This is a genomic window from Mesorhizobium sp. M5C.F.Ca.ET.164.01.1.1 (genome assembly GCF_004792125.1).
Classification (GTDB): Bacteria; Pseudomonadota; Alphaproteobacteria; order Rhizobiales; family Rhizobiaceae; genus Mesorhizobium; species Mesorhizobium wenxiniae.
Genome location: NZ_SRTG01000002.1, coordinates 372,533 through 385,986 on the forward strand (window position 1 = coordinate 372,533; position 13,454 = coordinate 385,986).

11 protein-coding genes are annotated in these 13,454 nt (G+C 57.6%); 8 read left to right on the forward strand and 3 right to left on the reverse strand.

The genetic code is table 11. From position 1 onward, the window contains the following. Positions 1 to 328: 328 nt before the first annotated feature. Entirely contained in the window at positions 329 to 1,075 is a 747-nt protein-coding gene (locus EN807_RS18530; RefSeq protein WP_135936162.1) for a glycosyltransferase, read from the reverse strand. Between EN807_RS18530 and EN807_RS18535 the strand changes: the two genes are divergently transcribed. From EN807_RS18535 to EN807_RS18555, 5 genes are all read left to right on the forward strand, one after another. Further along, positions 1,062 to 3,638, forward strand: coding sequence for an SGNH/GDSL hydrolase family protein (locus EN807_RS18535; RefSeq protein ID WP_135936163.1), 2,577 nt, complete (start codon positions 1,062 to 1,064; stop codon positions 3,636 to 3,638). The genes EN807_RS18530 and EN807_RS18535 overlap by 14 nt on opposite strands. Then, complete coding sequence (locus EN807_RS18540; protein WP_029356091.1) at positions 3,635 to 3,895, forward strand: acyl carrier protein; 261 nt, start codon at positions 3,635 to 3,637, stop codon at positions 3,893 to 3,895. Before EN807_RS18535 ends, EN807_RS18540 begins: the two co-directional genes overlap by 4 nt. A 7-nt stretch (positions 3,896 to 3,902) precedes the next feature. After that, positions 3,903 to 5,465, forward strand: coding sequence for an amino acid adenylation domain-containing protein (locus EN807_RS18545; RefSeq protein ID WP_135936164.1), 1,563 nt, complete (start codon positions 3,903 to 3,905; stop codon positions 5,463 to 5,465). Further along, on the forward strand, positions 5,465 to 6,613 hold the full coding sequence (locus EN807_RS18550) for an acyl-CoA dehydrogenase family protein (protein ID WP_135936165.1): 1,149 nt from the start codon (positions 5,465 to 5,467) through the stop codon (positions 6,611 to 6,613). Before EN807_RS18545 ends, EN807_RS18550 begins: the two co-directional genes overlap by 1 nt. A 328-nt stretch (positions 6,614 to 6,941) precedes the next feature. Then, positions 6,942 to 8,024, forward strand: coding sequence for a glycosyltransferase (locus EN807_RS18555; RefSeq protein ID WP_348640251.1), 1,083 nt, complete (start codon positions 6,942 to 6,944; stop codon positions 8,022 to 8,024). 372 nt (positions 8,025 to 8,396) lie between these two features. Here the strand turns inward: EN807_RS18555 and EN807_RS18560 are convergent, their stop codons facing one another. After that, positions 8,397 to 9,764, reverse strand: coding sequence for an exopolysaccharide biosynthesis polyprenyl glycosylphosphotransferase (locus EN807_RS18560; RefSeq protein WP_189522497.1), 1,368 nt, complete (start codon positions 9,762 to 9,764; stop codon positions 8,397 to 8,399). Positions 9,765 to 10,151: 387 nt separating this feature from the next. On the opposite strand from EN807_RS18560, the gene EN807_RS18565 reads away from it, so the two are divergent. Next, positions 10,152 to 10,874 (forward strand): Crp/Fnr family transcriptional regulator, encoded by a 723-nt coding sequence (locus tag EN807_RS18565; RefSeq protein WP_135936168.1) that lies wholly within the window; start codon positions 10,152 to 10,154, stop codon positions 10,872 to 10,874. Between the two features lie 231 nt (positions 10,875 to 11,105). On the opposite strand, the gene EN807_RS18570 is transcribed toward EN807_RS18565, so the two are convergent. Continuing rightward, positions 11,106 to 11,360 (reverse strand): hypothetical protein, encoded by a 255-nt coding sequence (locus tag EN807_RS18570; RefSeq protein WP_135936169.1) that lies wholly within the window; start codon positions 11,358 to 11,360, stop codon positions 11,106 to 11,108. A gap of 205 nt (positions 11,361 to 11,565) precedes the next feature. Between EN807_RS18570 and EN807_RS18575 the strand changes: the two genes are divergently transcribed. Together EN807_RS18575 and EN807_RS18580 are read left to right on the forward strand one after the other, a co-directional pair. After that, positions 11,566 to 11,859, forward strand: coding sequence for a hypothetical protein (locus EN807_RS18575; protein WP_135936170.1), 294 nt, complete (start codon positions 11,566 to 11,568; stop codon positions 11,857 to 11,859). Between the two features lie 203 nt (positions 11,860 to 12,062). After that, a complete protein-coding gene (locus EN807_RS18580; RefSeq protein ID WP_246684204.1) occupies positions 12,063 to 13,406 on the forward strand; it encodes an SGNH/GDSL hydrolase family protein in 1,344 nt (447 codons plus the stop codon). Positions 13,407 to 13,454 lie beyond the last annotated feature (48 nt).

Here is a 13,454-nt window from a genome sequence, read left to right on the forward strand (position 1 = left end):
TGCCGTGAGGTATTTTGATCCTGAGCACTCCATTCTCCTTGGCGTTCATGACGCAGCTCATCATTATTGTCGGTATACGAAGCATGGCCTGAAAATGGCTGCTTAAGGATCGACGAATGTGCCGAGCTTGCTGGCTTTGGGAATGAGGTCATGATCGCGATACAGCTCGGAGCTTCCTGTCCAGAGGTCAAGCAGATCCAACAGAGCCCGCGCATGGGTGGCGGACGCCCCGCTGATGCCCCGACGGCTAAAAACGCGCGCGGCGTTCCTGTGGCGCTGTGAGCCTTTGGCTCAAAGAACAGACTCAAAAGACAGATTCCAGCGTTTCTCAGGACAGGCGGTTCAAGATCGACAGGGCTCGCTTGGTCTCGATTGGCTCGCATCGGCGAAACGGTGAAGAAAATTCCTGTGCGGATGCATCAGACTCGCATGCCCGTTCGCCAAAGGGAATCCATGCAACGATCCTCAAGGAAGAGAGGCTGGTTGCAGGGCGTTGACATGCCTTCCGACACCGGGGTCGAAAGATAAAAATCAGCGTCCAGCAGAAGGGAAAGACATCTTCGACCGCGCCGGCGAATGTGACCCTGCTGGAAAGGCCCAACCGGGCTGCCTGTTCCTCGAAAGTGGCGCGGCATTGGTCATCGCCCAGGACGGTGAGTTGCGCCTTTGCCTCGGCGGGAAGTGCCGCGAACTCGGCGAGTGCTCGAGCGTTCCCGATTAAGATGGCCACGGCAGATAGGGCGTCGGCGGCCATCGGCGTTCGGCTCGCGGCGCGGCTTGTGGGCAGATCGACCCCATTCGGAATCGGCTTCCAATCTGGAGACGGGGTCGCTGTTACCCCGGGCACAGCGGAGCGATTTGTTTCTGATACACTTGGGTACTTCTGCGTTTGCGCGGAACCGGACTCGTTCAAAGAAGTCAAGGCAACGCTCCAAGGACCGGGCGCTTTGCCAGTCAGGGATGGGAGCCATGGGAGGGGGACCAGCAGCTTGCGGATCTTTCGCGTGCCCCAAAGCGACTTCCTGTCGATGTCCGCCGGCAGCTGATTGAGGCGCGCGACCGTGCATTCGATCAAGACATTGTCTCTTCCCTGGTCGGCGGATCCTACGGGGACCGAGTCGAGAAGCATCCTGGCTTGGTCCGCCATAGCCGGCGAGCTGGCCCTCTTCATCGCGCTGGTCTATCTCCTCAGGCTCGAGACTACTGCGCTAGTCCGCGTCCTGCTCGTTGCCCTCGCCGGCTGGTGCGTGCACTACTTCCTGCCGCAGCGTTACCGGCTGCCGTTTTTCGTGCTGCTCTCGTTCGCGGCTATCGCCGCAGTTTTCGCGAACGTGGGGCCCAATTGGCACCACTGGAGATTTGAGGGCCTCATCGATGCCGCCTGGATCGTCGCCATTGGGCTCGTACTGGTCGGAATTGTCCACCTACCGATCGCTTTTGGATGGAGAGTGCTGGCGCTGGTTGGCGCCGGCTGCGGGCTCGCCGCCGCACGAATGGACTGGATTGCGATCCCGTGGACGCGCGCCGTCTGGCCCGTGCTCGCTTCAATGTTCATGTTCCGTCTCATTGTCTATGCGTACGAAATGCGGCGTGACCAGAGGATGGCGACGGTTTCGGAACGTCTCGCGTATTTTTTCATGTTGCCGAACGTGTGCTTCCCGCTCTTTCCGGTCGTAGATTTTAGAACTTTCCGTAGCAGCTACTACAATGCCGACCGGCATTATATTTATCAAACAGGTGTTCAGTGGATGTTTCGCGGCGCTATCCATTTAATATGCTACCGTATCGTGTACCAGCGGTTTGTGATCGATGCTGCGGACGTACACAATCAGATTGAGCTTTTGCAATTTGTCATATGGCCGTTTTTACTTTATCTGAAGGTTTCAGGTACTTTTCACATAATCACCGGGATTTTGCATTTATTTGGGTTCAACCTTCCAGAAACCCACAATCTATACTTTCTATCCTCAAGTTTCACAGATTTCTGGCGTCGAATAAACATATACTGGAAGGATTTCATAATGAAAATTGTATACTATCCGTTATATTTTCGTTTTCGACGCTGGGGAGAGAGCGTAGCGCTGGTCAGCGCGACCCTCCTCGCGTTCCTCGCGACTTGGCTGCTGCACAACTATCAGTGGTTCTGGTTGCGTGGCACCTGGGTGTTCACCTGGAACGACTTCCTCTTCTGGATGATCCTGGCCGTGCTTGTGACGATCAACGCCCACTATGAAATGCGGCACGGTCGCACGCGGCGCCTGCGTGGCGGGGCACTAAGCTGGAACGGTGCGCTGCAAACTGCGAGCCGGACCATTGGGGTATTCGTCGTCATCTGCCTCCTTTGGTCGTTTTGGAGCGCGAGCTCGGTCCCGCAATGGTTGTCGGTCTTCGACACTGTGGGCGTGGAAGCCCCTGGCAAAATGACGCCCGCCCTCGTGCTGGTCGCGGTGGCAGCTATCATTGGCATTCCTGCGCTTGCGCTCGCGCGCGGCGGCGCCGACCGCCAGTACAGTTTCCGACGGTCGGTTGCGTCGGTCGGTGTATGCGGGTTGATCGCGGTTTGCATCTCGCTCCCGGTGGTTCACGATCGCCTCGGGGAGACGGTCAGTACCGCAATGGCCGACATTAGAGCGCCGAATCTCAATAGCCGCGACAACGCGAACCTGGAGCGCGGCTACTACGAGAACCTCGTCAATGTCGGCGCATTTAACCCAGAACTCTGGATTGTCTATGGCCAACGACGAGATGACGGTTGGGGCAATTTGGACAAGACGCCGCTGAGCGAGTTCACGGGTGCGCTTCCCACGACCTATCTGCGACCACTCTCCCAAGCAGACTTTAAGGGAACGCGGGTCCACATCAACCGCTGGGGCATGCGAGATCAGGACTACGACAAGATTCCTGCTCCCGGCACCTCACGAATCGCAATGGTCGGCTCTTCGCATGTCTTCGGCGAGGGCGTCGCGGATGACGAGACTTTCGAGGGCCTGTTGGAGCGGCGGCTGAATGCGCAGGCAGCCGACAGCGGGTATCGACACTACGAGGTGCTGAACTTTGCCGTTGGGGGTTATCTTCCTCTGGACATTCTGGCCATCATCGAGGATCGAGTGCTCGCATTCAAACCAAAGTACATCTTTTACTTCGAGCACAGCGCGCTTGTTCGACGAACGCTAAAGCGTCTCGGGAAAGCAATCCAGAATGGCTCCGCATATCGCTACGACTTCGTGCGCGACATTGTACGCGAGAGCGGGGTCGATCCCCATGCCGACCCCGAGGTACTTCAAAGAAAGCTCACGCCCTACGGAGACAGAATTCTGCGTGGGATCTATTCTCGAATCGTGGAAGCTGCGAAGCGAGAAGGGGTCGGGGTCTTTTGGATCTATCTACCCAGACCAGACGAGAGGACCAGTACCGAGCTGGAGAAGCGCCTCGCTGCCGAGGCTGGCTTTAACGTTCTCGATCTTTCCGGTGTGTATGACGGGTATGACTGGCGGACGCTTCTTGTAGCACCTTGGGACGATCACCCAAACGCCGCCGGCCATCGGCTCGTCGCCGACAAGCTTTACGAAGTGCTGCAGCAACACCAGGATCTAGTTCCCCTGAACCTTGCGGTTGCTCCACAAGAGGAGGAACAATGAACGCGATCCAGATCAGGACGATGGCCAAGGATTTCATATTGAAGGAATTTCTGCCCGGTGAAAGGCCGGAGAATCTGACGGATTCAACGGAGCTGATAACTGACGGCATTCTCGACTCGTTGGCGACGCTTAAGCTCGTTGCCTACCTGGAAAAATCCTGCGGTATCGAAATCGCCCCTGACGAACTCGTGCCGGAGAATCTGAACTCCATCGCCCAAATTGCCAATTTCGTCCAGTCGAAGCAGGCGTCCACATAGGCTCGCAATGACGGTCGCTGCCTTACACGAGTATCTGGAACAGAGCGCGAGTCGGTATCCCCAGAGATGCGCCGCAGTCGAGGCGAGCTCTGGGCGGCAGATCACCTACGGCGAGCTCGACGCGCTGTCGGACCAAGTCCGCGACCATCTGCGTCGGATCGGCGTCCGGCCGGCGGACCGCGTCGGCATTTGCCTTCCAAAATCGATCGCCTCGCTCGCTGTTCTGTTCGGCATCTTAAAGGTGGGCGCGGCCTATGTGCCAGTCGACTCTCTGGCACCGCCTGCGCGTAACGCGTTCATATTTAACGACTGCGGTGTGCGCGCGATTTTCGTGGAGGCGTCCCGAGCCGAAACTTTGCGCTGTGAGTTGGCGCGCTTGGCTGCGGAACCTTGTCTCTTACCGCTCGACTGGTCCGACGGTCCCTCGCCGCTCGCGACGTACCTGGCTCGCGTAGAGGCCGGCGGCTTGGCGGTGGAGGACGAAGCGGCGCGGCCGGGGCCGGACAACCTCGCTTACGTGCTTTACACTTCGGGCTCGACCGGCCAGCCGAAGGGCGTGATGCTGACGCATCGTAATGGCTCGAGCTACGTGGACTGGTGTTCCGATATCCTCGCCCCTAACGAGAACGACCGCTTCTCCTCCCATGCGCCTTTCCACTTCGACCTGTCTATTCTCGACATCTTCGTACCGCTGAAGCACGGCGCGACCGTATTCCTCATCGGTGAGGAGCTCGGCAAGAATCCGACCCGGATGGCGTCGGTTATCGCCGAGCGGCGGTTGACCGTCTGGTATTCCACGCCCTCCGTACTCACGCTCCTGGTCGAGCACGGCAGCCTTGATGCTCGCGACGACCACGCTCTCCGGTTCATTCTATTTGCCGGCGAGGTTTTTCCGGTCAAGCATCTGCGCAGGCTAAAGGCTGTGGTCCCACGCGCACGTTACCTGAATCTCTATGGCCCAACCGAAACCAACGTCTGTACCTACTACGAAATCCCGCAGACGATCGCCGAAGACCGCTCGGCGCCGTTTCCGATCGGGCGCGCCTGCTCGCATGTTAAGGCACGCGTGATCGATGCGAATGGTCGCAACGTGCCGCGAGGCCAGGAAGGCGAGCTCGCAATCAGCGGTGCTCCCGTGATGCTGGGCTATTGGAACATGCCTGAGCGAACAAGCGCCGCTTTTCATGTCGATTCAAGCGGTTGCTGGTACCGTACCGGCGATGTAGTGATCGAAGGCGATGGCGGAGTCTACACCTTCCGCGGTCGACGCGACCGGATGGTGAAGAGACGGGGATATCGGATCGAACTCGGCGAGATCGAGACGGCGCTCTATCGCCATCCAGCGATCTCCGAGGTGGCGGCGATCGCTCGCTCGGAGGAGTCGGGCGTCTCCATAAAGGTGTTCTATGCCTCGCGCGACGGCCATGCGCTGTCGCTCATCGAGCTGAAGCGGTTCTGCGCCCACAACTTGCCGGCCTACATGGCCCCGGACTGGTTCTCGCATCAGCAGTTACTTCCCAAGACATCGACAGATAAAATCGACTACCAGCATCTGATGAGGATGGAGTAGTGGATTTCGCGCTGAACGAGGAGCAGCGTATCCTGCGTGGCCAGATCCTTCGCTTCGCGCAAGATAAGCTCAATAAAAATGTCAGGCAGCGCGACCGAGACCAAGTATTCCAGCGCGAGTTGTGGGGGGCTTGCGCGCAGATGGGCCTGACCGGCCTGCCAGTCCCCCAGGCCTACGGGGGACCCGGTCTCGATTCCCTGTCCACGGCCATTGCAATCGATGCGCTTGGCTACGGCTGCGAGGATTCCGGCTTGGTCTTCTCGATCTGCGCCCACCTTCTGGCCTGCGTGGTGCCGATTTGGAAGTTCGGCACTGAAGAGCAGAAGAATCGATATCTTCCGGGGCTCTGTGATGGCACTTTGATCGCAGCCAATGCGATGAGCGAACCGGAGTCGGGCTCGGATGCATTTGCGATGCAAACCCGGGCGGAGCCTCATGGCGATGGCTTTCTAATCAACGGCACGAAGACCTTCGTGAGCAACGGGCCGGTGGCAGATGTTGCCGTCGTCTTTGCAGTCACTGACCGCGCCAAGGGATATTTCGGCGGCATCACGAGCTTCCTCGTGGACCGCGCGCTGCCCGGCTATCTGGTCGCGCAAAAGTTCGAAAAAATGGGACTGCGGACGTCTCCGATCGGGGAGCTTGTCTTCGAGGACGTATTTGTTTCGAAGAACGCTGTTCTCGGTGGAGTGGGCGGCGGCTCCAGGCTGTTTGCTCATAGCATGGACTGGGAGCGGGCGTGCCTATTCGCCAGTCATATAGGCACCATGGAGCGGCTTCTGGAAAAGGCAGTGGCCTATACGCGCACCCGACGTCAGTCCGGCCAGGCCATCTCCAAGCACCAGGCGGTCGCCCATAAGATTGCCGACATGAAGATGCAGGTGGAGGCGGCCCGACTACTCGTCTACAAGGCGGCGTGGGGCCTTGAGCGCTCCCAGTCCGTATCCCTCGACGCCGCCGTTTCGAAGCTCTTTGTGAGCGAATCGCTAGTTCGCACCACGCTCGATGTCGTCCAGGTCTTCGGCGGCTATGGTTTCTTGAGCGAATTCGAGGTCGAACGTGCCGTGCGTGATGCCATCGGCAGCAAACTCTATTCCGGAACTTCTGAGATACAGCGCAACATTATTGCTGGCTGGCTGGGGCTTTGATGACGGCTGTGGTCAGAACCTGTCCGTGAAGGGGCGGCGTGTGCTGTCGCTGGGCCTGCCCTCAGTTCGCGAAAAGGGCGACGATCGATTTTGGTAAGGCAACCGGAGAGTGGTACTATCGCAAGCCATGGAGCCACCGGGGCGGAGGGCGCTTTTGTCGTTCGACTTGGGTGCGTCTGCCCAGCCCGTGATCTCCGAACTTGCGGCTCAGAGGCGAAGAACTAGACCAGCCGCGACGCGTGAAAGATAGGCTTTGTGGATGCGGCTTCTCTATATACATTCTGCGCACGTCCCGGCGCCGGCCGCCAATTCGGTACAAGTCGCAAAGATGTGCCGTGCATTTCGGGTTGCCGGAGCGGAGGTCCTACTAGCGCTTCCACGCGCCTCCATGAATACACGGGATCATTATGAGAAGATCGCGCGCGAATATGGATTCGATACCGAGTTCCCATTCCGCGTTCTCCCTGTACCCTTTTGGCCTGTGCCCGGCCGGGAGCTTTCTTTTGCTGTGTTGGCGCTGCTTGCTGCGGTCTGGCTGCGGCCGCATGTAGTCTTTACACGCTCGGCTACTGTAGCGCTTGTTTCTGCCGGACTTTTCGGGTTCACGACGGTTTTTGAGCTTCACGACCCGATTGGCAGTTTGAGCAGACGTCAGCGTCAGCGCCTTGCCAAACTGATAGGCCTAGAGGCATTCCGTATGCTGGTCGTCACGTCGCAACGTCTGCGGGACGACAGCATCCGCCTCTTTCCTCAATATGCGGGAAAATTTCTCATCGCGCCCAATGGCGCGGATCCTGTTCCGCCGAATGTCGAGCCATGCAGCCTCAGCGGCACGTTCAAGGTTGGTTATGTCGGACATCTGTATAAGGGAAAAGGCATGGAGATAATAAGCGCTATTGCGCCTCGATGCGGCTGGGCGACATTTCACATCGTCGGGGGAACACCAGGCGATATAGAGTATTGGACATCGAAGCTGGCCAAATGCCCGAACACAGTGTTTCACGGCTACGTTCCTCACGCCGCGACATGTGCCTACTTGGCCGAAATGGACGTTGTACTCGCGCCCTATCTTAGAGATGTAGAGGGCCAGGGCGGCGGTCGAAATATCGCTGAGGGAATGTCGCCGCTCAAGCTCTTCGAATATATGGCGCATGGCAAACCCATAGTGTCCTCCGACCTGTCAGTTATACGAGAAGTTTTGAGGGATAGCGTCAACAGCGTTCTGGTGTCGCCAGACAACCCGTCCGACTGGGTCAAAGCTCTTCAGCGACTGCGCGAAAACAAGGCGGTTCGGGATCAGATTGGTCAGCAGGCGAAGGCAGACTTTCTGGCCAGGTACAGCCGCATCGCACGCGCAACCAACATTCTAGAGGAAATCAAGAGCCGGATGCCGTCCAGCGGAAGCTCATAGGACTGCACAATTTTTCTTGTTGAAGGCGGCTGCGCCGCCAGCAAGCCTGCTTTCCGTTCGCCGCAATGAGCCCGTGGTCCGTCCTGAACCGTTGAATGGCAAGATCCGACTGCACCCGGCTTTTTGCTGAGGTTCCGTCATGCCTTGCTCCGACCATCTCCCCGCGTCGCGTTGATTTTCGCATTGAGCTAAATTTAGCCTGCGAGATGTGCCACTGTCCGGCGATTGAACCGGCGCGAACCCGATTGTGAGGCTCGATGTACTCGCTGGCGGTGGGATCGCCCGAAGCATCAGAATCAAAATTATCCGTTCAATCGGTCGGAGGATGGACTTAATGTATCCATCTAGCTTCCTGAGAAGCTGCTATATACATCAATAGACATTACGATCCGAAAAGATCAGTAGAGCAGTTTTCCAAATTATCTTAATGTCGAGAAGCATGCTCCAGGATTTTATATACCAGAGGTCGTGCTCAACGCGTTTTTCCATCCTCCAGAGTTCCTTCGTTTCCCCTCGAAAGCCATTGATCTGAGCCCAGCCTGTCAAACCGGGCTTTACATGATGACGATAAGCATAGCTCGCAATGGCCAAAGTATAGGTGTCGTCATGAGCGACGGCGTGAGGCCGTGGCCCCACCAGGGACATCTCCCCCCGAAGCACGTTGAATAACTGCGGCAGCTCGTCGATGTTTGACCGGCGCAATATTCGGCCAAGTCGGGTAACCCGCGCATCATTACGCTGCGCCTGGCGAATTTGTGTACCGTTCTCCTGCACCGTCATCGATCGGAATTTGTAAATATTGAACGGCTTACCACCAAAACCTCGTCGCATCTGCCGGAACAGCACAGGGCGACCGTTTTCGAGCGCTATGGCACATGCGACCAAGGCCATCAACGGACACAGGAACAGCAGGAGCAGGGATGCAACAGCAATGTCGAACAACCGCTTGAGCAGGCGTTCGGCAGGCCTCAACGGCATACGCTGGACTTCGAAGGCCCGCTGCCAGCCGGTGTGCAGCGGGCATCCAGCCAGAATTCTATCTATGTAGGCGTCGGCGAAAAGATAAATCGGCAGCGGGAGGCGGGACATTTCCTCCAGGATGCGTTCGATCAACTTCCGCTGGTCCCAAGAGCAAAAGAGATAAACTGCCCCATACGAGCCATTACGGAACGCAGCCTGTGCAGCTGCGACGGCGGCATGCACCGATCGTGCCGCGATCGTGCCATCATCGTTCTCGATGTTCGAAACACCACAAACCGCGATGCCCTGTTGCCCAAGCTTGTTGATTATCCCCTGTTCCTTTCCAGGAACGCCAGAGTAAAACAGATAAACTGTGCGCAACACGAGTTTCTCAGCCGCCAGAAGCCGTTTCAGCCCACGCGCTAGAACCGCGTGGGCTGGCAGCAGGGTTGGGAATCCGACCGCAAACGCCAGCGTCAAAGAGCCCCGCGAGAACGTCGACGTCGTCTTCGTGAGAAAGGCGAGCCAGAGAATTGAAAAGAAAACAAACAGCCAGCCGCTGATGAGTGTTTTGATCCTGCAGTGATCGTCCAAGATGCCACTAACCGTGTAGGCGCCCCTGGCGGTCATGAATGCGACCAGCAACAGACCGGCGGTAACACTTAGGCAGATCGAATCCCAGATATCTGGCGGCCTCACGCCGAAGGCCCTATGGTAGAGCTCAATTGACGCAAGAAGTATTGTCTGTCCAAGGAGGAAATCAGCAGTTGCGAGAAACACGCAAACTGCTCCCACAGGAAGCCGTAGCGGCTCTACCCTTCGATTCCAGAGCGCACGCGACGCCTCGGTTGGTGCATGCCGCATAGAGACGAACCCCCCGAATCCTGTTGCATCCCTTCTCCTTCCTGGTTCATGGCACGCGCCATCCGATAAGGAGGGGGGTTATCCCAACGGCTTCCAGTCGGTTAGATTTGATTTAAATGTCTCGGAGACATGCCGCTGTTACCACGGGCACAGACGAGTCTATTTTATCGTATCCTAATGTGCTAATATTTTCTGCCTTAACGCGTTTGCGCGAGAACGGACTGGAGGTCGGACGTTCTAAGAGGTGGTCAAGGCAACGCTTTAGGGGACCGGGGCGCTTACCCTAATCAGGGAGAGAGAGCCATGGCAGAAAATGGCGCTGAGGTTCGGGTCAAACAGCTGAACAAAATACGCTTATTTCGGCAATTTGGGCAAGATACTCTTAGTGAAATGGCGAAAGCAGCCATCCTAAGGAGGGTTCCAAAGAATAAAGTCTTAACTCACCTTGGAGACATACCGCGTTATATTTACTACGTAATTCGCGGAAAAGTTCGTCTTAGTGTTCCCCTCTCAGACGGCCGAGAGTTCATCTTTTCCGATCTTGGTCCCGGTGACACTTTCGACTTGACTAGATTGTTCATCGCGCGACACAGTAACATGAACGCTGCGTCAGTCGTGGACAGCGACTTGCTCCAAATCGAAGCAGCTTTCATGGCTAGTGTCTTCGACAAGCACCCAGATCTCGCACTGAAGGTAATCCCGTACTTATGCCAAGCAACGCACGACGCGCAAGAGCGAGTGATCCACAGTGCGTCCAGTGCACTATCTATTCGATTGGCGAGCACGCTCTTGCGATTGACTGAGACCCCGCACAGCACGGCTACCGTGAATGGAGCTCTGAGCATCCGCATTTCGCAGACCGACCTCGCGGCAATGATCCCGGCGTCTCGCGCGAAAGTGAATCGTTGCCTGAGAGAATGGGAACGGCGGTATCTGACCCAATACGACCACGGCTCGCTGACAATTCTCAATCGCACCGCATTAGAGTCTGTTGCTCTTGGCTACTCGCGTTTGATCGTTCAATGATGCCTTTCCTGTGTGCTCGGGCATCTCCACGCCATTCTCCGGGAAGATAACGAACCGGGAGTGGTGTCGGTCGTGCTCGGATCGCTCGGTAAAGTCCTTACCTCGGCGTCGTCTGTCGCCGCACCGGACATGTGCGCCTTCGTAGGTAACGAGACACCGCTCACTGCCGTGCGACGGGCGGTTCGGGAGGTTCCTCACTCACCTACACAATCGGAGTTCCTAAATATCCAGCTAAAGTCCGGAGGCCGCTACTTTATCGCTTCCTATCTGTAGTGAATGGCCAAGCTCTGGGAATTCTAAGAGCGTCGCGCTCGGAATGGCCGCGGCTGCGGCGCGTCCGAGTTTTGGATTGTGGCCGAGCGTCTTCGCGACGTCGGCGCTGGCGCGATTGCCGCCCGGGGCTGTACGGTCCTTGCCCCCGATGATCAGCGTTGTCGGCACGGAGATATTGCCAAACTCGTGGATCACAGGTTGGGTGACGATCATGCCCGAGGTTTGAGCCTGGTTCCACGCTACCATCTCCTCATCACAATGTCGGTACAGAGATAACGATCAGTTGATCGTTGGGAGTCTTAATTGTGAGCCAATGGCACGCAGAGAGCACCGCCATTTTTGCCGTGCGCGATGCGACTTTGCTATTGGGGAATCCGAGATTATTGTCGGCCGCCCATGTACATCACGTCGGTGGAAAATGGATCTGCAAGCTTTCAGAGATTCGATTGCGAAATCACGGCCGCCCGCCGGCTTGAGCCCTGCCCTGCAGGCGCTGTGGTGGGATGCGAAGGGCGATTGGGATAAGGCGCACGAGCGCGCGCAGGTGCGCGACGATACGGCGGGTATGCGCGTGCATGCCTACCTCCATCGCAAGGAAGGCGATCAATCGAATGCGGAATATTGGTATCGTCGCTGCGACGCCGCGCCGTCGACGTTGACGCTTGATGAGGAATGGCAAGAGTTAGCGCGTGCACTTTTGGGGCAAAGCTGACGCCTTCAGCACGCCAAGTCTGGTTCTGTGCTCCAGTCCGCCGCTCGCCGAAACAGGCGGGCGGCATCCCTCTGCCACAGTCGGACATCTTGCCCCTGGCGCTGGTCCAAAATCGCAACGGAAGTTCAATTTCATTCCCTGTGCAGCCCGTCATAATAGGGGCGGCGGCGGCAGTACCAGCATGTCTAGAGGAGGAGATGAAAATGCGGCTCACCAGGTGTTTCAATTTTGCGGGTAAGGTTTCATCGGCGCTTTCTCCCGCAGCAGGGAGGAAACGGCGTCTGCGTCAGACTATCCTGATATGTGCAGCTGTGGCGGCCGGCTCCGCGACCGCTGGTTTCGAGGCACAAGGCGCGGAAAAGGGAGCCTGGATCACCACTTGGGCTGCCACACCTGCTCCGCGCTGGTCGGATGATCTTCCTGCGCCTTTCGGAGTGCCGGAGGTATTGGAGAACCAGACCGTCCGCCAAGTTGCCCGCATCAGCGTTGGCGGCAATACCGTCCGGGTCGCCCTATCGAATGCTTTCGGCGCTAAGCCACTGACCATCGGTGCCGCCAGCGTCGGAAAAGCAGGCAAGGACGGCGACGTCGATCAGGCGACCCTGAAGCCCCTGACCTGGGGCGGCAAGAGTTCTGTGGTCGTTCCGCCGGGAGCCCCGATCCTCAGCGACCCTGTCGCCCTCCCGGCAGAAGCGCTTTCCGAAATCTCGGTCAGCATCTTCCTGCCGAAGAAGACGGCGCTGTCGTCGGTGCATTGGGATGGTGTGCAAACCGCCTACATCTCCGGCCCGGGAAATTTCACAAACGACGCGACGTTCAAGGCTGACAGCACACTCAAATCACGCCTTTTTCTGAGCGATATATGGGTTGACGCCGCGCCGGAATCCCAGGCGATCGTGTTTTTCGGGGATTCCATCACGGATGGGAATTGCTCGACCCCCGACGCCAACAATCGCTGGCCAGACCTTGTCGCCAAGCGATTGCAGGAGACCGCCCGCAAGGTCGCGGTGGTTAACGAAGCTTTTTCGGGCAATCGCGTGTTGACCGACGGTATGGGCGTCAATGCTCTGGCGCGTTTCGATTCAGATATACTGAGCCATCCCAAAGTCTCGACCGTCGTCGTAATGATGGGCATCAACGATATCGGCTGGCCCGGCGAAAATGCAATCACGCCGGACGACAAGGAACCGACCGCCGAAGACATCATCACCGGATACAAACAGCTCATCGACCGCGCGCATGCCCATGGCATACGCATTGTAGGCGCGACGTTGACCCCCTTCGCCGACACCTTCAAAGGACTTCCCACTGAGGGTTACTACACACCCGAGAAGGAAAAGATACGCGTCGCTGTGAACGAATGGATACGCACCGGTGGCGGCTTCGATGGCGTGATCGACTTCGACAAGGTGATGGAAGACCCGGCCAAACCGGGATATCTGCGCGACGACTACGACTGCGGCGATAACCTTCATCCCAACGACGCGGGATACAAGGCGATGGCAGACGCGGTCGATCTCGACGTCCTATTGGGTTCAGCTAAATAGGTCGCTGCTGACCTTGCCGCGCTGCTCAGATATTGCGGGGCAAGGTCG